General features: G+C 58.5%; 16 protein-coding genes. 7 read left to right on the top strand and 9 right to left on the bottom strand.

Annotated elements, in window-relative coordinates; all coding sequences use genetic code 11:
• Positions 1-113: 113 nt before the first annotated feature.
• Positions 114-878 (top strand): TlyA family RNA methyltransferase, encoded by a 765-nt coding sequence (locus ACQQ2Q_RS03580; protein WP_428185646.1) that lies wholly within the window; start codon positions 114-116, stop codon positions 876-878.
• Positions 875-2128, top strand: coding sequence for a class I SAM-dependent RNA methyltransferase (locus ACQQ2Q_RS03585; protein ID WP_428185647.1), 1254 nt, complete (start codon positions 875-877; stop codon positions 2126-2128). The genes ACQQ2Q_RS03580 and ACQQ2Q_RS03585 overlap by 4 nt, the downstream gene beginning before the upstream one ends.
• A gap of 22 nt (positions 2129-2150) precedes the next feature.
• On the opposite strand, the gene ACQQ2Q_RS03590 is transcribed toward ACQQ2Q_RS03585, so the two are convergent.
• The 3 genes from ACQQ2Q_RS03590 to ACQQ2Q_RS03600 all read right to left on the bottom strand — a co-directional run bounded on the left by ACQQ2Q_RS03590 (position 2151) and on the right by ACQQ2Q_RS03600 (position 5274).
• Positions 2151-2447 (bottom strand): hypothetical protein, encoded by a 297-nt coding sequence (locus ACQQ2Q_RS03590; RefSeq protein ID WP_428185648.1) that lies wholly within the window; start codon positions 2445-2447, stop codon positions 2151-2153.
• 106 nt (positions 2448-2553) lie between these two features.
• Positions 2554-3315 carry a crotonase/enoyl-CoA hydratase family protein gene (locus tag ACQQ2Q_RS03595; protein ID WP_428185649.1) on the bottom strand — a complete coding sequence of 254 codons (762 nt, stop codon included), beginning with the start codon at positions 3313-3315 and terminating at the stop codon, positions 2554-2556.
• 180 nt (positions 3316-3495) lie between these two features.
• Positions 3496-5274, bottom strand: coding sequence for an acyl-CoA dehydrogenase (locus tag ACQQ2Q_RS03600; protein WP_428185650.1), 1779 nt, complete (start codon positions 5272-5274; stop codon positions 3496-3498).
• Positions 5275-5516: 242 nt separating this feature from the next.
• On the opposite strand from ACQQ2Q_RS03600, the gene ACQQ2Q_RS03605 reads away from it, so the two are divergent.
• Positions 5517-7409 (top strand): PhoX family protein, encoded by a 1893-nt coding sequence (locus tag ACQQ2Q_RS03605; protein WP_428185651.1) that lies wholly within the window; start codon positions 5517-5519, stop codon positions 7407-7409.
• A gap of 107 nt (positions 7410-7516) precedes the next feature.
• On the opposite strand, the gene ACQQ2Q_RS03610 is transcribed toward ACQQ2Q_RS03605, so the two are convergent.
• Positions 7517-7951 carry a BA14K family protein gene (locus ACQQ2Q_RS03610; protein WP_428185652.1) on the bottom strand — a complete coding sequence of 145 codons (435 nt, stop codon included), beginning with the start codon at positions 7949-7951 and terminating at the stop codon, positions 7517-7519.
• A gap of 290 nt (positions 7952-8241) precedes the next feature.
• Here ACQQ2Q_RS03610 and ACQQ2Q_RS03615 point away from each other — a divergent pair, with 290 nt between their 5' ends.
• Positions 8242-8853 carry a DUF6656 family protein gene (locus ACQQ2Q_RS03615; RefSeq protein ID WP_428185653.1) on the top strand — a complete coding sequence of 204 codons (612 nt, stop codon included), beginning with the start codon at positions 8242-8244 and terminating at the stop codon, positions 8851-8853.
• A 3-nt stretch (positions 8854-8856) separates the two neighbouring features.
• On the opposite strand, the gene ACQQ2Q_RS03620 is transcribed toward ACQQ2Q_RS03615, so the two are convergent.
• Positions 8857-9945: a GGDEF domain-containing protein gene (locus tag ACQQ2Q_RS03620; protein ID WP_428185654.1), complete on the bottom strand. Its 1089-nt coding sequence runs from the start codon at positions 9943-9945 to the stop codon at positions 8857-8859.
• A gap of 229 nt (positions 9946-10174) precedes the next feature.
• Between ACQQ2Q_RS03620 and ACQQ2Q_RS03625 the strand changes: the two genes are divergently transcribed.
• Together ACQQ2Q_RS03625 and ACQQ2Q_RS03630 are read left to right on the top strand one after the other, a co-directional pair.
• Positions 10175-11152 carry an L-threonylcarbamoyladenylate synthase gene (locus ACQQ2Q_RS03625; protein WP_428186473.1) on the top strand — a complete coding sequence of 326 codons (978 nt, stop codon included), beginning with the start codon at positions 10175-10177 and terminating at the stop codon, positions 11150-11152.
• A gap of 14 nt (positions 11153-11166) precedes the next feature.
• A complete protein-coding gene (locus tag ACQQ2Q_RS03630) occupies positions 11167-12603 on the top strand; it encodes an FAD-binding oxidoreductase (protein WP_428185655.1) in 1437 nt (478 codons plus the stop codon).
• Between the two features lie 9 nt (positions 12604-12612).
• Here ACQQ2Q_RS03630 and ACQQ2Q_RS03635 read toward each other — a convergent pair whose 3' ends face one another.
• Positions 12613-15234, bottom strand: a complete 2622-nt coding sequence (locus ACQQ2Q_RS03635) for a DUF1217 domain-containing protein (protein WP_428185656.1) — start codon at positions 15232-15234, stop codon at positions 12613-12615.
• Positions 15235-15517: 283 nt separating this feature from the next.
• Between ACQQ2Q_RS03635 and ACQQ2Q_RS03640 the strand changes: the two genes are divergently transcribed.
• The gene (locus ACQQ2Q_RS03640) at positions 15518-16084 is read left to right on the top strand and encodes a DUF6101 family protein (RefSeq protein ID WP_428185657.1); all 567 of its coding nucleotides are present in this window, start codon (positions 15518-15520) and stop codon (positions 16082-16084) included.
• A 75-nt stretch (positions 16085-16159) separates the two neighbouring features.
• On the opposite strand, the gene ubiA is transcribed toward ACQQ2Q_RS03640, so the two are convergent.
• The 3 genes from ubiA to ACQQ2Q_RS03655 form a co-directional block, all read right to left on the bottom strand.
• Positions 16160-17113, bottom strand: a complete 954-nt coding sequence (gene ubiA / locus ACQQ2Q_RS03645; RefSeq protein WP_428185658.1) for a 4-hydroxybenzoate octaprenyltransferase — start codon at positions 17111-17113, stop codon at positions 16160-16162.
• Positions 17114-17228: 115 nt separating this feature from the next.
• Complete coding sequence (locus tag ACQQ2Q_RS03650; RefSeq protein WP_428185659.1) at positions 17229-18488, bottom strand: class I SAM-dependent methyltransferase; 1260 nt, start codon at positions 18486-18488, stop codon at positions 17229-17231.
• A gap of 154 nt (positions 18489-18642) precedes the next feature.
• Entirely contained in the window at positions 18643-20958 is a 2316-nt protein-coding gene (locus tag ACQQ2Q_RS03655; protein WP_428185660.1) for a Tex family protein, read from the bottom strand.
• Positions 20959-20989 lie beyond the last annotated feature (31 nt).

The following is a 20989-nucleotide window of genomic DNA, read 5'->3' on the forward strand; positions in this document are numbered from 1 at the left end:
CCCGCGGGAGGATAGCGGGCGAAATGCTGTCCGCAAGGGCATTTGGGTACAGTTTCTTCGGCAGTCTCTATAAAAGACTTGCAACCGAACGCTGGCAACGCCATTGACAGGCCATGTCCTCAGAACAAAAAAATCAACGCCTCGACCAGCTTCTCGTCGCCCTCAATCTGTTCGCCAGCCGCGCGCGTGCGCGCGATGCGATCGAACGGGGGACCGTCAAGATCGATGGCAAGGTCGTCACCAAGCCCAGCCTCACCTTCAGTGCCGATCATCTGTTCGAGATCGACGATCCGGCGCAGGACTATGTGTCGCGCGCTGCACTTAAGCTCGTCGCGGGGCTGGATCACTTCCAGCTGTCGCCAGAGGGTCGCGAATGTCTGGATGTCGGTGCGTCCACCGGCGGGTTTACCGAAGTGCTGTTGAAGCGGGGCGCTGCCCATGTGACCTCGATCGATGTTGGTCACGGCCAAATGCATGCGCGGCTTTCCGAAGACCCGCGCATGACCAATATCGAGGGCCTCAATGCACGTTATCTGGAACCCTCGGATATCGGCAACCGGCCGATCGACTTCATTGTCTCGGACGTTTCGTTCATTTCGTTGAAGCTGGCGCTTGTGCCGGCGCTCGACATGGCTCTTGCGGGTTCGACCTGTGTGCTTCTGGTGAAGCCGCAATTCGAGGCTGGTCGCGATGCCATCAGCAAGGCCGGCCTGTTGAAGGATCCGGAAACCGCGCCAGACGTGGCAGCGGAACTCGAGCGCTGGCTTCAAGACGAAATGGGCTGGACCAGCCTTGGCCTGATCCCCTCACCGATTGCCGGCGGCGACGGTAATGTGGAATTCCTTCTGGCTGGACAAAAACCGGAGAGTGCGCCTTGAGCACAGAGACAGTTACCATCGACAGCCTCGGCGCACAGGGCGACGGCATTGCCCATGGCGCTGACGGCCCGATCTTCGTGCCCTTTTCGCTGCCGGGAGAAAAGATCGCCATTGCCCGGGTGAAGAACCAGGGCACGATCATGTCTATTGCCTCGGCATCGCCCGAGCGCATTCAGCCTGCATGCCGTCATTTTGGACCGGACGCAGATGGCGGCACCTGTGGTGGCTGTTCGCTGCAACATATCTCACCGGCACTCTACAACACGTTCAAGCGCGATCTCGTGATTGCGGCATTGAAGTCGAAGGGCATCGAGGCCGAGGTTGCACCGCTGATGACAGCCGAACCGGGCCAGCGACGCCGGGTGGTGCTGGCTGCCCGGCGGACCGAAAAAGGCCTGCTTCTCGGCTTCAACCAGGCACAAAGCCATCACATCGTCGCCATGACAGAATGTCCCGTGGCCTCGGACGGCATCGTTCAGCGACTGGACGACATCCGCCGTATATGCATGGCACTTTCCGTCAATGCCGAACCTTTCCGCCTGACCGTGCTTGAAACCATCACCGGTTTCGACATTGCTGGTGACGGCACCGCCAAGATCACCGACAAGCAGCGCAAGGCTGTGACCGAAATCGTCATTCGCATGCGCGGCATTGCGCGCGTGTCCTGGAACGGAGAAATCGTGATCGAGCCGGTCAAGCCGCAGATCGAATTTTCCGGCGTCACGGTTTCCCCTCCCGGCGGCGCATTTACCCAAGCCACAATCCCTGCCGAAGAGGCCATGGCGAAACTGGTGCTTGATCATGTCGGCAAATCGAAGCGCATCGCCGACCTGTTTGCAGGCAGTGGCACGTTTTCATTGAGGCTTGCGCGCATCGGTCAGGTGTTGGCGGTCGAGTCGGACGAGAAATCCCTGAAGGCTTTGGATGCGGCGGCCCGCCACACGCAGGGGCTGAAGCCCGTCACGATCGAAAAGCGCGACCTGTTCCGCCGTCCGATGATGACGCAGGAGTTGAAGAATTTCGACGCCATCGTGTTCGACCCGCCGCGCGCCGGTGCAGAAGAGCAGTGCAAGGAAATCGCCCGGTCCAAGGTCAAGAAGATCGTGGCCGTGTCCTGCAATCCGCTGACGCTCGCCCGCGATCTGGCAATCCTGACAGAAGGCGGATACCGCGTTCATACGGTAACGCCTGTCGACCAGTTTTTGTGGTCGCCGCATGTGGAAGCCGTGGCGACCCTGACCAGAGTGTAGTCTCGGGCAATAGCAATCGCTGTTAGCGCACCACCACCCTGCCGCTGCCCGTCATGCCCGAGCACCGGCAGACGCCGCCCACGCGATCATTGTCGGCGCGGCAAAAACGGTCATTGTCGATGATGCAATAACGGCGTGGCTGATAGCCATGCTCGCGGTCCGGCTTGGTCTTCTCCTTGATGGTGATACCCGTTTGGGCCTGCGACATCTGGAGCTGAGCCAGCTGCGTTGCCTGTGCGGTGGGGGTGAGATTTGCGGCGCTGGCCATAGAGGCGACAAGCGTCAGCATCAAACCCAAGGCTATTCTACTCATCAACATACGAACACCTCTTCGAAATCAGAAACACAGATAGCGATTATCGTATCAACGACAAGCCTTAAGCACCGGTTCCCGGACGATATGGATCAAACCCCACTCTGCCCCCTCACCCACGACCTTTCATAAAGGCCTCGAATGCGGCGCGAGCCTCAGCGCTTCTCAGCTGTGCGAGAAAGTGTTTCAGCTCTTCTTCCATACGCGCCAGCAACTGATCGCGATCGCCGCGGACGAGATCGCGCGAGATCCTCATGGCTTCGGGAGGCTTTGTGGCAATGGTTGCAGCCAGGGACAGAGTTTCGGTCTCCACCGCTTCGGGGGACACGACCTTCCAGATGAGCCCGGCCTGTCTGGCCACTTCGGCTGAAAATCCTTCGCCGAGCGCCAGAAGGGCGAAGGCGCGTTGATGGCCCATCATCAAGGGGGCAAGCAGGCTGGAGCCGGCTTCGGGCACCAATGCCAGATCCACGAACGGCGTCTTGAACAGGCTGCGATCAGAGGCAATGGTCAGATCGCAATGCATGTGCAGCGTGGTGCCGATACCGATAGCCAAACCATCCACGCCAGAGACAAGCGGCTTTCTGGCACCAACAAGCGCTTTTAAGAACGAGAAGGCTGCCGGCTCACCCGTTGCACCCGACATGGCAAAGGCCAGAAAATCCATCATGTCATTGCCTGCGGAAAAACTGCCTTCGGTGCCGAGGAAGGCAACGGCGCGAACGGCCTCATCGCCGTCGGCTTCCTTTAACCCCTCGATCATGCGCAGATACATGGCCTGCGTGATCGCATTCTTCTTTTCCGGGCGATTGAAGCGGATGACGAGCACGCCGGGATAGGCGTCTGGACGTTCGATCAGGATGTGGTCGGTCATTGGATGGCTCTCCGTGAGCTTGTTTCTCCTGGCGTCGCTGCCGACGGCATCAATTGCCCCTCTGGCCTGCCGGCCATCTCCCCCACAAAGGGGATAATTCCGGGTCGCAGCGGTCGCGACCGATCTCGGCGCATCAGCCCCTCCCCCTTGTGGGAAGACGTTGGGACGGGGAATGAACCCTCACCCCAAAACCGCGCGGGCCGCGGCGAGGCTCGCCTCGCCATTGATGACGCGGTCTTTCAGCGCGGCCGTTTCGGCGATCAGGTTTTCGGCGGCAAAGCGGCACAGCGCGATGCGGTGGTCGCGCCCGTGCTCTTCCTCGGCGAGCCCCCCCTTGGCAAGATAGGCACCGGTCAAGGTCAGACCGAACAGGCGCAGATAAGGCGTCGCTCCAGACAAAGCGGCTGTCTGATCGCCCTTGGAGAGCTGCATCAGCAGCCAGTCAGTTGCGGCCTCAAGATCGGCAATGCTGGCGTCGAGGCGGTTGGCTGTTTCTGCGAAACCATCGCGATTGGACGCGCGGACCGCTGAGGCGATGTCTTTCAGTTCGGCGATGAAGCCACGCACCTGATCTCCGTTCGAGAGCGGCAGTTTGCGGGTGACCAGGTCGATGGCCTGAATGCCGTTTGTGCCCTCATAGATCGGGGCAATGCGAGCGTCGCGCCAATAACGGGCGGCACCGGTTTCCTCGATGAAGCCCATGCCGCCATGCACCTGGATACCCAGCGAGGCGACATCCACCCCGCAATCAGTGGCAAAGCTCTTGGCAATCGGTGTCAAAAGGGCGGCACGTTCCGTCCAGTGCGCGGCGTCAGAACCTTCCATGCGGTGCGACAGGTCGATGGCGTTGGCGCAGGAATAGCAGATGGCGCGCGACCCTTGCGTCAAGGCCTTCATGGTAACGAGCGTGCGTGCAACATCCGGATGTTCGATGATCGGGCTCATACCCGAACCAGACCAGCCGGGCGCTTTCCCCTGTGTGCGGTCCCTGGCGTATTCCACCGCCTTCTGGGTGGCTGCTTCGCAGATCGCGACACCCTGCATGCCGACCGCCAGGCGGGCATTGTTCATCATGGTGAACATGCAGGCCAGCCCGCGGTTTTCCTCGCCGATCAGATAGCCCACGGCACCGGCTTCGTCGCCAAACTTGCCGTCGCCATAGATCATGGTGCAGGTGGGCGAGCCGTGAATGCCGAGCTTGTGTTCCAGAGAATGGCAATAGAGATCGTTACGGGCGCCGGGCGTGCCGTCGTCGTTCAGGATATATTTCGGCACCAGAAAGAGCGAGATGCCACGGGTTCCAGCCGGAGCATCCGGCAAGCGGGCCAGAACAAGATGGACGATATTGTCGGTAATCTCGTGGTCGCCCCAGGTGATAAAGATCTTCTGGCCGAAGATCCGGTAGGTGCCGTCGTCGCGGCGCTCGGCTCGGGTTTTCATCACACCGAGATCGGAGCCTGCATGCGGTTCCGTGAGGTTCATGGTGGCGGTCCATTCGCCGGACACCATCTTATGCAGGAATTTCTCCTTGAGCTCCGATGCGCCGTGAGCGCTCAGGGCTTCAGACGCGCCCATGGTGAGTGTCGGACCGAGGGCAAAAGCCATGGAACCGGAATTCCACATTTCCAGCGCGGCGACATTGAGCATATACGGCAGGGCCTGACCGCCGAATTCCTCCGGTGCTGTCAGCGCATTCCAGCCACCTTCGGCCCAGTGGCGGTAAAGATCGGCCCAGCCGTCCGGTACCGTGACCTTGCCGTCCAAAAGCCTGGCGCCCTGACGATCGCCGACTTCCGCGAGCGGGGCTACCTCATCGGTGGCGAACCGTCCGGCTTCCTGGAGAATGGCATCGACCAGATCGTCGCTCAGATCGCCAAGCAGCCCCTTATCGAGCGCATCGCCCATATTGGCCACGTGCTTGAGCGTAAACGCAATCTCGTCAACGGGTGCCTTGTACATGCAATCCTCCTGCCTTCCATGCCTCGCGGGCGCCGATCATGTCGCCTTGTTCGCGAAGTTTCCATCCCTTTCCTTGGCTAGTTGATTTTTACGTAAACGTCAACTTTTTGGAATTGCATATGGGGAGAAATTTTCGACCATATGCGCTCAAACCGTAAAATGCCTCTATCGTCATTCGGCTGTGATTTTCACAGTCTATTCGCGCATCTGGAACCATTCCAAACGTGAACGAGGGAAAATCCATGAGCGATATCGACACATCCAAACTGTCCTGGGACGAATGGGACGAATTGCAGACGCCGCCTCCGGCAGAAACCGAATTCGACCGCGTGGTCGAGCGCGCGATTTCGCGTCGCGGCTTTCTGGGTGGCGTGCTGGCGATGGGTTCGGCAGCGGCTGCCATGGGCACAGTTGGCAACCTGATGTCTTCGACCTCGGCTGAGGCGCAGGAAGCAGCCAGCCGCTTTGCCTTCAAGCCGGTTCCGATTGCAACAGACCATACCGTGCATGTGCCCGAAGGCTATCACTGGAAGCCGCTTGCCAAGTGGGGCCAGCCGCTGTTTTCCAACGTCAGCGACGTCGACCCGGCCAATGGCGTGAGCGTCGAGAATTCCGACAAGGTATTCGGCGAGAACACCGACGGCATGGAACTGTTCGTGGTGGGCGGTCATCAGCTGATCGCTGTAAACCATGAATATGTGAACCCGGAGATCAATCTTCCGCACAACGAAAAGGGCATGCCGAAGAGCGCCGATGACGTGAAGATCCTGCAGAACATGCAGGGTGTGACCGTGATGGAAGTGGCTGAAGGCGACAATGGCTGGGAGATCGTGCTCGACAGCCCGTTCAACCGTCGTATCCACCACAATACGCCGATGAAGATTTCCGGCCCCGCCGCCGGTTCCGATCTGTTGAAGACCGAAGCCGACCCAACCGGCACGGAATGTCTCGGGACCTTCAACAATTGCGGTGCCGGTCGCACACCATGGGGCACCTATCTCACCTGCGAAGAAAACTTCAACGGCTATTTCGGATCGACCGATGCGGATTTCACCCTGCCGGAAGACTACAAGCGTTACGGCATCTCGAACGAGACACGTTATGCCTATGAGCAGTTCGATCCGCGCTTCGACATCTCGAAGAACCCGAACGAACCGCATCGTGCAGGCTATGTCGTCGAGATCGACCCGTCGGATGCCTCCTCGACACCGGTCAAGCGCACAGCACTGGGTCGTATCAAGCATGAGAATGCTGCCGTGGCGCTTGCCCGCGACGGTCGCGTGATCGTCTATATGGGTGACGACGAGCGCGGCGAGTATCTCTACAAGTTCGTTTCCGACGACGTCTATGTGGCCGGAAACGACACCTCGACGCTGCTCGACAAGGGCACGCTTTACGTCGCCAAGTTCAGCGATGACGGCAATGGTGAATGGCTGGCCCTGACACCGGACACAACCGGCATGAAGACGGACGAAATCCTCGTCTTTACCCGCATGGCGGCGTCAAAGGTCGGTGCCACGACGATGGACCGTCCGGAATGGGTTGCGATCAACCCGATTGCGGTCGAAGCCTATTGCGCGCTGACCAACAACAAGAACCGCGGCGTCAAGCCGAATGCCGGCGGCGACGCGACACCGGTCGGTGGCCCGAACCCGCGCGAGAAGAATGAATATGGCCAGATCGTGCGCTGGTATCCGGAAAATGACGATCATGCCGACGGCAAGTTCCAGTGGGACCTGTTTTGCATGGCCGGTAATCCGGATGTCCACAAGGATGCCTATGCCGGTTCGACCAACATCAATTCGGGCAATATGTTCAACTCTCCCGATGGCATGATGTTCGACACCACCGGTCTCTTGTGGATCCAGACCGATGGCGAGGACAGCAACGAGGATGATTTTGCAGGTCAGGGCAATAACCAGATGCTTGCAGGCGATCCGGCAACGGGCCGCATCGAGCGCTTCCTGACAGCGCCGAAGGGATCGGAAGTCACAGGCCAGACCTGGTCTGCCGACCGCCGCACCCACTTCGTTGGCATCCAGCATCCCGACGCGCCCTTCCCGGACGGCGAAGGCAAGCTTCCGCGCTCGACGATCATCGCGATCAAGCGCGACGACAACGCGCTGGTTGGCTAGCCTCAAGTCACCGGAAGAGAGATGCGGTGGGTTCGCCACATGGTCTCCGGCTCAAACGCAAAACGCCCGGCAATGCCGGGCGTTGGTTTTCAATCGATGCGCTTGCCTCAATAGTACGGCGAAAGGCACTGACGACGCGGACCGTTATACGGCTGGTAGGTGTTGCTGCGCGCATCGTAGGAGCGATAACGATCAGCGCACCAGCGGTAATGGCGCGGATTGATCGCACCTGCACGCGGTGGCGGTGCGGGCTGGGCAATGGCACCGCCGATGATGGCACCGGCACCGAAGGCGGCCAGCGGGAACCAGAAACCGTCATAATAACGATAGCCGGGGCGCTTGTGGCGATAACCGCGATGACCGTGATAATAGCCGCGGCGATAACCTCTGTGCTTCACTTCGACGATATTGTTGCCACCTTCGACGGCTACGGAAGCCTGCGACTGAACAGGCAACATGGCTGCGCCGGATGGCATGAAGCTGCCGAGGACGACCGCCATTGCAATACCGGTCGTTGTGAGGCGCTTGAACATATTTGACATTGTATTCTCCCTTCACCGTTTCTACCGGTTCGAAGCAGGCGAAGGTTCCTGAAGGAACGATATCACCTGTTGCCGAATTCCGTGTAGGTAACCTAGAAAAACCAACCTGAATGCAAGATTAACGCGTTCCGCACCCGGCTTCTTGTCGAAACAGCTCACGGTTTCCGGCCTGAAAACCTTCAACGGAAAATGCAGCGGCAAGGTTCGGGAAATCGTTTCGTGGCATGTTTGTTCCCAAGAAAGTCGATTCGGACCGTTTTTAGATCCGTCGACGTACAGGAGTTACAAGCGTGTCCAAGTCAGAACTGCGATATTATGCGAAGAACGAGAAACAGGCTCCGGTTCCGCAGGCTGTGGAAACTGCGCATTCGGAATTCCTGCGGACAGGTCGTATTTCGCGGCGCCGGGAAGACTGGGTCTCGGAGGAACGTCGCTATCTTAGCTATGCGGAGGTGGCGGAGAAGACCGGAAAGCGTTTGCAGGCGGTGGGCGAGAAATCCCATGAGCGCATCAATTCATTCCACCGCTCGATCCGCTTTCCCCGGATCGTATTTCACCGCACATTTGCCGACACGCCGCATCTCGGCTATTGCCATGTTACGGCTTCGCGTACCAATTTCGCCAGTTTTGCAGACGTGAAATGGTCTTTCTATATCGCCAACTTCTTTTCGGATATCGGCGAGGATGGCGCATTTTTTGACCGCATCCAGCCCCATTATTCACGCATGTATTTTGCTGTCGCCATGCAGCCCGAGCGCCCGACGCGGACATTTTCAATCGACCGTTCTATCCGCCCCAACGGCCTGCTGTTCAAGACGCATGACCCGATGGTCGCGTTGAAGAACGTGCTGAAGCTGGGGGCCGCGACGCCGCAACTGCGCGACGCCATCGACCGACTGTAGAGTTCAGCGTTGCGCCTTTTCGGGGACAACCTGCTTCTTGTAGATCAGCCAGTCCTTGGGCACGAATGACGGATCGCTTGTGCCATAGATCGTGACGGTGTCGCCGCCGGCGGCCTTGGACGTGGAGAGCGCCTTTTCGGCGTGATTGGTGAAGTCGAAGGCATTGGGTGCCTGTTGCGACAGGCAGATACCAAACGACATCAGGACCTGACCGAGCGATCGTCCGGAGCCCGTATTGACCACGGCAGTGCTGCGCAGTTTGGCACGGACGAGATCCACCAGCCGGCAAATCTCGGCTTCGTCGGTCGTGTAGAAGAGCATGCCGAAGCGGCCACCGTCGAAACGGCAGGCAAGATCCTCGCCCCCCGCCAGCGCCTCGATCACCTTGGCGACCTGTTTCAAGAAGCGGTCGGCAGCGGCCGGCCCCATTTGTTCGGTGAGCCGCGTATATTCGTCGATCTCACCTATGGCGAGACCGCACATCAATGGCATTTCTGGGTTCACATAAACCTTGGCGAGCGCCTTGTTGAACGCGCGGCGGCTGCCAAGACCGGTGAGCGCATCGACATATCTTGCCGTATCCGCATCATCTGCTTCACGCTGGATTTCGGCAAGCGTTGCGGTCTTTCCAACCACGGCGCGCACCACGGAGCTGTTCTGGTTGGCGCGCTTTTCCGTGGCGGCCTTCAGCGCTGCAATCGATTTTCCAAGCCCCTTACTCTCGTCTCCGACTTCCTTCAGGATCACTCGGGTAGCATCGCCGATCAGGCGGCCATAGTCGCTCAGCGAGATCTTCTCCTCGTTGAGGAGGTTGATGAAGCTGCTCATCTCCTTGCGCACCCTGCCGTTATGGCGGCCAAGAATGCTTTCCTCGTGATGGTGCGGGAGATATTTACGACCGAGTTCGTCCAGCGCTTCCTGGGTCTTGTTCTTGCCCAGCGCGATAAACTCACGCACCAGATCCGGATTGGCGCCGGAATAGGCCTCGTAGACTAGTTCGTAATTGCGCGGCAGGCCATCAATGCCCATCTGGTGCATGGCGGTTGCCACGCGCAATGCGATACTGGATGCCGGATTTTTAAGAGGCTGCATCTTTTTGTTCTTTCCCGCACATGGTCCAAACTTCCCTGTCAGCAACTGTATGCGAAGGTTTCTTTCTTTCTCTTACAACGATCCATAAAATTTGACCGATCTGCATTACGGGCCGGATCGCGCGGGTATTGCCTGTAGCGACAGCATTTCCAATCCACAGAAAAAGAGCGTTTGATCCCCACCGCCAAGACAGGCTATTGACGCTAAAACGGCAGGTAGATCGAGCATGATGGCAAGACGGATATCGATTGCGCAAGCGCCAGAGCTGGCCATGGAGTCAGCCTGTGCGGAGCTTTCCGCCGGCCATCCCGTCGCGGTGCCGACAGAGACTGTATACGGCCTTGCGGCCGACGCCACCAATCCGGCAGCCATCACCGCCATATACGAGACCAAGGGGCGACCCCGGTTCAATCCGTTGATCTGCCATATGGCCGATCTTGCCATGGCCGAACGCCATGCCGTGTTCGATCCGCTGTCGCGAAAGCTTGCTGAACGGTTCTGGCCGGGACCGCTGACACTGGTTTTGCCGCTGAAAGGCGATAGCGCGATCCATCCCCTTGCGACTGCCGGCCTCGATACTGTGGGGGTCCGTGTGCCGATGGGGTTCGCCTCCAGACTGATTGCTGAATTCGGCAAACCGCTTGCCGCACCGAGCGCCAATCCGTCCGGCCGTGTCAGCCCGACAAGCGCCGATCACGTGGCGCAGGATCTGGGCGAGCGCATTTCACTTATTCTGGACGGAGGCCATTGCGGGGTTGGGGTGGAATCGACCATCGTCAAGGTAGAAGATGGCGCAATCCGGTTGCTGCGGCCGGGCGGCATCGCTGCCGAAGAGATAGAGGCGGCAACGGGCCTCACTGTTGCGCGCCCGGAAAAAGCGGGCGCTGCAATCGAGGCACCGGGCATGCTGGCATCGCATTATGCACCCAATGCCCCTATCCGCCTTGAAGCCTCGTCGATCGAGCCTGGCGAAGCGCTGCTTGCATTCGGGACTGACAGGATCACCGGAGAGGGCAATGCGTTGTTTGTGCTTAATCTGAGCCCCACCGGCGACCTTGCCGAAGCCGCAGCCAACCTGTTTGACTATATGAAAAAGGCCGATGCGGCAGGTGCCACAGGTATTGCCGTTGCGTCCATTCCCGATACGGGACTTGGCGAGGCCATCAATGACCGGCTGAGCCGGGCAGCGGCGCCGCGCGGCGCTTGAGGAGAAGCACCTTCATGACAGCCCCCTATCCGGAAGAGTTGATCCAGCAGTTCATCGCCATCGTTGGCGAGGCCAACGCGCTGACGTCTGAGAACGATATCGCGCCGTATCTGGAAGAAACGCGCGGCCTTTATCACGGCGCCTCGCCGCTGGTGCTCAAACCCGGCACTGTCCAGGAGGTGTCCGACATCATGCGCCTTGCGAGCGAAACTGGTACGCCCATCGTTCCCGCTGGCGGGCGCACCGGCCATGTGGGTGGCGGCGTCCCGCGTGATGGCCAGCGCGACATCGTGCTGTCGCTCGACAGGCTGAACCGCATTCGCGAGATCGATCCGGTCGCCAATGTCGTGGTGGTCGACGGCGGCTGCGTGCTGGCAACCGTGCAAAAGGCTGCCGAGGACAATCGCCGCCTCTTTCCGCTCTCGCTTGGTTCCGAGGGTTCCTGCCAGATTGGTGGCAACCTTTCCACCAATGCCGGCGGTACCGCCGTACTGGCTTACGGCAATATGCGCCATCTTTGCCTGGGTATCGAAGTGGTTCTTCCGACAGGTGAGATCTGGGACGGTCTGCGCCGGCTCAAAAAGGACAATAGCGGGTTCGACCTGCGCGATCTCTTCATCGGTGCCGAGGGCACGCTTGGCATCATTACCGGTGCGGTATTGAAGCTCTATCCCCAACCGCGCGGCCATCAGGTCGCTTTTGCCGGCGTAAAATCGACCGAAGATGCGCTTGCTCTGTTTGATCGTGCCTCGATGCTGTGCGGTTCCGCGCTTACGGGCTTCGAGCTGATGCCACGCATCGGTGTGGAGTTTACCACCAAACATATTCCAGGCGTCCGCGATCCGCTTTCTGGAGAGCATGCATGGTATGTGCTGGTCGATATTTCGACATCCGACACGGCTGAAGCGGCAGAACGGATGATGACGGAACTGCTGGAAGAGGGATTGGAGACCGGGCTGATCGAGGATGCGGTCATTGCAAGTTCCGTTGCCCAGCAAAAGGAAATCTGGCACCTGCGCGATAGCATGTCCCTGTCGCAAAAGCCGGAGGGCGGCTCGATCAAGCACGATGTCTCCGTGCCGGTTTCAAGCGTGCCCGCTTTCATGCATGAGGCAGATGCGGCCGTGTTGGCCGCCGTTCCGGGCGCGCGCATCTGCGCCTTCGGACATCTGGGCGATGGCAATATTCATTATAATATCAGCCAGCCCGTCGGCGCCGACAAAATGGCCTTTCTCGAGCGCTGGCACGAGGTAAACGGCATTGTTCATTCCATCGTGCGTCGCCATGGCGGATCGATTTCGGCAGAACATGGCGTCGGACAGTTGAAGCGTGACGAACTGATTGCCACGCGGCCGGCCATCGAGACCGAACTGATGAACCGCATCAAGGCCGCCTTCGATCCGGCCGGGATCATGAACCCCGGCAAGATGGTGGCGGTCAAGGCGCGCTGATCTGGCCGGTCAGCCGCTCTTCAGCGATGCAATCGAAAGCATGAGATCGGCACTGATGCCGGTTCCGGACGAGCCCGTCAGCAATGTCAGTGCCGGGCTATTGGACGTGGAGTTTTCCGCATCATACATGGCGGTAAAGCGTCCGATGAATTTCTTGAGTTTCTCCGGATCCTGGAAATCGGAAAGATCGAGGTTCTTCTCGACATATTTTGCCTGCTGATCGATATCCATCGTGGAGAATTCTTCGGTGAAGCCGAAGGTCGTTCGGAACACCTCCACCATGGCTTCGTCGCCGAGCAGATCATATTCGTCGACAAGATTGGGAGCGTTGCGCTCAAAATAGAGCGCGAGACGGACACCTGTATTGTCTTCGCCCTGCTGCGACTCGATGGTCTGGCGCAGATAGAGGTTTACCGTCTCCATGACATCGCCATCGGTCTGCAGAGAATCGGCTTCGGCGCGAATGACATTTCCGTTCTCGTCGAAGTTGAAGGAGGCGACGATTTCAGCGAAACGATAGTCGGGTTCGGTGTTGGCGAAACTCTTGGGATCGTCCAGATCCGACTGGAACATCTGTTTCATGTAGTCGTCGGTCACATCGTCCGGATCGATACCCTTGGATACGAGAACGAAATCGATCAGACGCCGGTCGGACAGGAGCTCGTCCAAGCTCTCCATATCCGCGATCTTATCCTGATAGTATTTGGATTCATCGCTGGCGTCGGACTTGATCTTTTCCTTCTCGTTTTCGTCAGCAAATTTACTCTTGTTGATGATGTACTGGCTGGCATATTCCTGCATTGTCAGCTCGGATTGTGCCATCACCGGCCAGGTCAGATCTCCCGATGTGTTGAAGTTGAAGAGCTTGGCAAACTCCACGTAGCGATCATCCTTGAGCGTATAGACGAAGCTCTTCGGATCTTGCAGGTCGCTCATCAGAACCTGCTTCATCACCCGCTTGGTGACCTCGTCGCTATCCAGCCCTACGGCCTTCATCGCAAATTCGTAAACAGCGGAATTACCCAACAGGTCATCCACGGTGGCAATCCCACCGTCATCGGTATTGAATGAATCGATGGCATTCCTCAAAGCTTCGATCGCAGCCTCGTCGGCTGCTTCGTCCACATCATTATACCCTGAGTAATAGCGGCTTGAGAGTATATCCAGCTGGCTTTCATCAACGGGCAGAACGCCATCAGGCAATGTGCCATCGTCCTGGAAATTGAATGTGCGCGAGAGCGCGACCAGATTGTCGTAGTATTCGCGTCCCTTGTATTGGGAGTTCAGATAACTGTCCGGATCGTCAGGATCACTGGTGATCGCATTCTCCAGGGTGGACGAGACCACCGCCGGATAGGTTGAGAGACCGAAGGCTGACTCCAGATAATTGACCACCCGGCTGTCCGCGAACATCTCATCGACGGTGGTGAAGGTGTTGACGACGGAGCGGAAATACTCGTCATTGAGCATGGCGCCAGTCTTCGTCAGACGCTCCTGGAGGAAGATATAATTGTTGTTGATCGACTGCTGGTTTTCCTCCGTCATCGGGCCTTCTTCAGGCACGCTGCCGTCGGCGTTGAAATCAAAGGCAAGGACGATGTTTTGATATCCGGCCGCATATTTGAGATAGGAGGCCGCCGTTGAGTTTTCAGCGTTGAGCTGGCTGACAAGCGCCGTCGTCTCAGCGCCGAGCGCCGGCAAGGTGCTGGCATAGCTGTCGACAATTGCCTGCTGGGTGCTAATCGCTCCGGATATCTCACTCTGGTTTTCGACGCCCGCTGCCGTGTAAAGTCCGGCTTTCTGTGTCTCAAGCCCATCGATCTCAGCCTGGATTGCGTCGACATCGGCACCGGCATCGGACTTGGAGGCCTCCAAGGCCGAGATCTGATCATCAATATCGGAGACCGACTGCGGCAGCGCCTCGAGCGCGGCGATGGTCGTAACCGCTGTCTGACGGGCCTCGATATCGCTGAGCGTCTGCGCATTGGCAGACACGGTCTCGTTGGCGCTCGTCGCCTTCGGCAAGATTTCCGTGTTAAAATAGCTGTTCTCGTCATCGAGATCCGAGGTCATCAGGCCGCGTATCAGATCGCGGTCGTAGGTATTCTCGTCGATCTCGAAGGCGGTAAACATGTAGGAGCGAAGGCGCTCATTGGAGAGGAACTCGTCGACGCTGGAAATTCCGCCCATCATGGCATTGTAGTAGTTGGTTTCCGTCTGAATGCTGGTGTCGAGATTTTCGATGCTCTGGTTGTAAAGCCCGATGGCATCGTCCAGCTGATTGCTCGTCATGGGCACTTCCGTGCCCTTGTCGAACTGGTAGGCGGCAGCAAAGTCGCGGTAGCGCGCATCGGACAGCTTGTTGGCAAAGCTGTCCTCGTCGCTGAGATCGCTTTCCAGAACCTTTTTCATAAATGCTTTGGCGTAAGCCATGTCATCGAGACCAAAGGCCGTCATGGCGTAATTGTAGAGCCGGTAATTGTCGACAAATTCATCGACAGAGGTCACCTTTCCGATATTCTCCTTGTAATACTCCGTGTCCCGCTGGACCTGCGCCTGGCTGGCGGTACGGTTCATACTCGACCGGAGATCACGCGAGACGAGATCATAACTCAGATAGGTCGATACCATTTGGGGCCTTTTCCATGGGACATAGTTGCAGCGATTGGCGCTATTGTGCGCGACGAGCCTTGCCCGTGGCTTTTTTCATGGACGGCACAGCAAAGCGGTCCGGTTTACTTTTGAGCAACCCTGCCTCGTTCGATTTTGCTAACCATCTGGCATCTCAAACTTTTTTTAACCGCGATTCTTAAGTCGTCCGTGACACCCCGCGCCTATTCTCCACCCTCAGAGGACGAAAAGTCCCGACGCGAAGACCGCACAACGGCTCTCGGGTAAAACAAGGGTAATACGAATGACGAATACGGTTTTGAAGCCTGCTTGGGCAGGCGCTACATTGCGATTGGACCCCTCGCGATTTCCACAGCATGTGACCTATGCGCTGCGCGAAACTTCGGGTGATGTGACCATCACGATCGATGAGCGCGGTGCCGTACTGCGGAAAATTCTTCCCGCGAGCGGCCTGCCGCTTTCATTCGCGCTGCCGGCGCGCGCCTTCAAGGGTGTGGCCGCACGGGCAATCGACCATGGCGACGGGGAAGTGACCGTCACGCTTGAACTTCACCACGAAGATCCGGAACTGTGCATCCCGCTGCTGGTTGCCCATGACCTTAGCGATATCGCCGCTGACTGGCGTGGCTGGGCCGATGCCTTCCGCATCCCGATGCTGATGGTTGAAGCAGACGGCATTGCACGTCCGCTGGAAGATCACCTGGGCGAGGTTCGCACCCGCCCGATGGCACCGCGCCGGCGCCATTCCTATTTCGCAGAACGCCGTCCGCGCTTCCTGGTCCGCCGCACGACAGGTTCGCTGGGCGTGGCGATGAAAATCTCCGGCAAGGAAATCATTGCGCGCAGCTGATCAAAAGCATGCGCATTAACAAAAGGCGGCCCCGAGGCAATCTCGGAGCCGCCTTTTTCGTGTCAAATCGGGACATCAGGCAAAGGGCAAGGCAATAATCAGCCCCAGGAAAATGATGGTGCCGACATGGAAATTAAACTTGAAGAGCCTGAGGCATTCGCCGCCATCGTCAATATTCAAGACGACGATCTGATAGACAAGCATCGCCGCAGCGAGTGCGAGGCCGAGATAGGCCGGAATGCCAACGCCCGCGAGCAGGAATGCCGCAAGCAGAAGAAGCAGCGTCAACCCATAAAAGCCAATCAGCCATTGTTTGGTCTGTTCGCCAAACAGGCGCGCGGTGGAACGCACACCGATCAGGGCGTCATCTTCCCTGTCCTGATGGGCGTAAATGGTATCATAACCGATGGTCCAGGCCACGGCTGCCACGTAAAGCACGACGGCTGCCGATGAGAGTGCGCCTTCAAGGGCCGCCCAGCCCATCAGGGCACCCCAGGAAAAAGCAAGCCCCAGAAAGAATTGCGGCCAGTCGGTAAAGCGCTTGGCAAAGGGGTAGATCGCCACAAGGCTGAGCGAGCACAGGCCGAGAATGATCGAGAACGAATTCAGGCATAACAGCACCAGCAGACCGACAAACGCCTGTGCCACCATGAAGATCTTGGCCTGTTGCCGGCTGACGCGACCTGACGGTATGGGCCGCGACCGGGTGCGGGCAACGGCCATATCGATGTCGTGGTCGACGATATCATTATAGGTGCAGCCGGCACCGCGCATGGCGATAGCGCCAATGGTGAACAGCACCAGGTGAAAGATGAACAGGCCAACCGGCAAGAGGTCTTGCGCGGCCAGGTGATTGGCAGCCAGCGCCGACGACCAGAGGCATGGCCACAGCAGCAATTGCCAGCCGATGGGCCTATCCCACCGGGCCAGCTGCGCATAGGGCCAGACCGCACGCGGCAGCAAACGATAGACCCAATTGGTGGAAGGCGCGTCCGAAACGCGGTCGGTCAAATCAGCAGAAATCTTCATGACGGCATCTAAAGTCCAGCGCCCTGCCCGGTCAAGCCGGACAAGGGATGTGAAGGTTCACGTCAGAAAGACGCAAGCATTGCCCGCAGGTTCGCTCCGCGCGCAACGCTCGTGTTCAGACCGCGATCCGGTCGAGCGGTGGGCGGCGCTGTTCGAAACTCTTCAGTTCCGCTTCACGCTCATAGATATAATCGCGGTTGTCCGGCACTGCGTTTCGTTGCTTGGCGATCTGCATCTGGAAGATAAAGAAATTCTCATGGGTGAAGGCCATTTCCGAGCCGGCCAGATAGAACTCCCACATGCGCACGAAACGCTCATCATACAGTGCAATCGCTTCCTGCTTGTGGGCCATGAACCGCTCGCGCCATTTTCGCAGCGTGTGACCGTAATGCATGGGCAGGATCTCGATATCGCAGACCAGCAGTCCTGCCTTTTCAACCGCTGGCATGACCTCCCCCAGCGAGGGAATATAGCCGCCCGGGAAGATGTATTTTTCGATCCAGGGATTGGTGAGCAGCGCCGGATAGGGCTGGCCAATCGAATGAAGCACCATCACGCCATCATCGGCGAGAACGTCGTTCACCTTGTCGAAAAAGCGCGGATAGTTGCGGATGCCGACATGCTCGAACATTCCGACCGAGACGATACGGTCGTAGTTTCGCTCCGCGGGCAGATAATAATAGTCCTGCAGATTGAAGCGAACGCTGTTGGCAAGGCCACGTTTCGCGGCGCGTTCGCGCGAAATCTTCAGCTGTTCTTCGCTGAGCGTGATGCCAGTCACGTCCACATCGCAGGCTTCGGACAGATACATGGCCATGCCGCCCCAGCCGGAGCCGATTTCCAGTGCCTTCTGGCCAGGTTTTGCCAACAGCTTTGCAGCTATATGGCGTTTTTTCGCCAGTTGCGCTTCCTCGAGCGAAATATCGGGCGGATTGAAATAGGCGCAGGAATACTGCCAATCCTCATCGAGGAAGAGATCGTATAATTTCGCAGAGAGGTCGTAATGATGGGCAATGTTGCGCTTGTTGTGATTGACCGGCAGCATCGACCGGATCTTGTTCAGCGCGATGCGGGCAATGCCACGCCAGGCCATGCCCAAACTCAGATCCTCAACCAGAGTATTGGATTTGACCATGGCGAGCAGATCGTAGATCTCGCCTTGTTCCACGATCAGCCGGCCATCCATATAGACTTCGCCGAGCTTTAATTGCGCGTCCCTGTAGACCTCATCTTCGGCCTTGTTGTCGGTGAAGCGGATCTTGAGGGGTGGACCACTGCCGTCGCCGAAGGTCTGCTTGCGACCATCGGCGCCTGTGACTTCCAAATTGCCTTTACGTATAATTCTTCCAAGGAGCTCACGAAGAGACGAGGTCATTAACACCCCCACAACATTGTAAGATCAAAAGATAGCAATGCTGTAAAGGTTAGCGCGTCTCTTCGCAGAAACAAGCGGAAGAATGCCCGGGTTGCGTCATATTTTTAAAAGATCCGCTCAAATTCATTGATGAAACGGTCTTATCGGCGGACACTCATTTTTTGCGCATCGCATCCATCAAGGCTGCTCCGAGACCGCCGACGGCAGCCTGTTCGGGCTTGGTCCCCGGTTTTGGGGAAGACTGCCGAGGCGTAGCCGGACCGCGTTTTTCCCGCATCGACTGCGGTGCTTCCTCGCCGCCATCCTTGCGCATGGTCAGTCCGATGCGCTTGCGCTTTACATCGACCTCGACCACGCGAACCTTGACCACATCACCGGCTTTCACCACCTCGTGCGGATCTTTGACAAAGCGATCGGCGAGCTGCGAGACATGCACCAGACCGTCCTGGTGGACGCCGATATCGACAAAGGCGCCGAAGGCGGCGACATTGGTGACGGTGCCTTCCAGCAACATGCCGGGTTTCAGATCGGTGATTTCGTCAATTCCATCGGCAAAGGTTGCCGTCTTGAAGGACGGACGCGGATCACGGCCCGGCTTTTCCAGTTCGGCAATGATGTCCTTGACGGTGGGCAGGCCGAATTTCTCATCGATGAACTGGCGCGGATCGACCTGTTTGAGCGCGGCGCTGTCGCCCATCAGCGAGCGCAGATCCCGCCCGCAGGCAGCGACGATCTTCTTGGCCACACCATAAGCTTCCGGGTGAACGGACGAAGAGTCGAGCGGCTCCTTGCCATTGGTGATGCGCAGGAATCCGGCGCATTGTTCGAATGTGCGCGCTCCCAGACGCGGCACCGACATCAGATCCTTGCGGCTCGCGAACGCACCCGACTGATCGCGATGTCCGACGATGGCCTCCGCAATCGAGGCGCTCAGCCCTGAGACCCGTGCCAAAAGCGGTGCCGAGGCTGTGTTGAGGTCGACGCCAACGGCATTCACCGCATCTTCGACGACCGCATCGAGCGAGCGACCCAGCTTGCTCTGGTCGACATCATGCTGATACTGGCCGACACCGATGGCCTTGGGTTCGATCTTCACCAGTTCTGCCAGCGGATCCTGCAGGCGTCGGGCAATCGAGACCGCGCCGCGCAGCGACACGTCGAGACCGGGGAATTCCCTGGCGGCCAGTTCCGAGGCCGAATAGACGGACGCACCTGCTTCAGAGACGATGACCTTGGTGGGCTTGGGACCTGTCGCCGGCATCTGTGCCAACATATCGGCCACCAGCTTTTCGGTCTCGCGGCTACCGGTGCCGTTGCCGATCGCAATCAGCTCGATATTGTGTTTGCGGATGAGGGAGGCGAGCTCAGACTGGGTGCCGCGCACATCGTTGCGGGGCGGGAAAGGATAGACGGTTGTGGTATCAAGCACCTTGCCGGTGCCGTCCACGACCGCGACCTTGACGCCGGTGCGGATGCCCGGATCAAGCCCCATTGTGGCACGCGAGCCGGCGGGGGCTGCCAAGAGGAGATCTTTCAGGTTGCGGGCAAAGACGTGGATTGCCTCTTCTTCGGCGCGCTCGCGCAGATCGCGCATCAGGTCGAGCGACAGCGACATGGAAAGTTTGACCCGCCATGTCCATCCGGCAACGTCCATCAGCCATTTGTCGCCCGGGCCGCGGTCACGAATGTCGTAAGCGGCGGCAATTGTGCGCTGAGCTGGCTTGATAGGCGACGGATCGTCCTTGTCCATTTCGATGGTGAGGGTCAGGAACTCCTCGTTCCAGCCCCGCAGCATGGCAAGCGCGCGGTGACCCGGCACTGTGGACCAGCGTTCGGAATGGTCGAAGTAATCCGAGAATTTCTCGCCTGCAGTTTCCTTGCCGTCGACCACCTTGGAATAGAAGACAGCGCGATCCTTCATGTCGTTGCGCAGACGGCCGATCAGATCGGCATTTTCGGCAATGCCTTCCGCGATGATGTCGCGGGCACCGTCGAGCGCGGTCTTGATGTCAGCGACCTCTTCCGTGAGATAGGCTTGCCCAAGCTTTGCCGGATCGGCACTACGATCTGCGAGAATGGCTTCGGCCAACGGTCCCAGCCCGCGTTCGCGGGCGATCTCGGCGCGGGTGCGGCGCTTGGGCTTGTAGGGGAGATAGATATCTTCAAGTTCCGCCTTGGTCTTCACCGACGCAATTTTCACCGCCAGTTCATCGGTCATCTTGCCCTGCGCGGTGATGCTCTCGAAGATCGATGACCGTCTTGCACCCAGTTCGCGAAGATAGGTCAGCCGCTCGGCCAGATCGCGCAGCTGGGTATCGTCGAGCCCACCCGTCACTTCCTTTCGGTAGCGGGCGATAAAGGGAACGGTCGCACCTTCATCCAGCAGACCGACAGCCGACGCCACCTGGTCCGGTCGGGCCTTGATCTCGGTTGCAATGATCGCAGCAATGGATTTCATATCGTCGGCCATGGGCAGTCAGTTCCTCAGAAATTCAGTCGCG

Origin of the sequence: Agrobacterium sp. ES01 (assembly GCF_050320885.1) — a bacterium.
In the GTDB taxonomy this organism is placed as follows: Bacteria; Pseudomonadota; Alphaproteobacteria; order Rhizobiales; family Rhizobiaceae; genus Allorhizobium.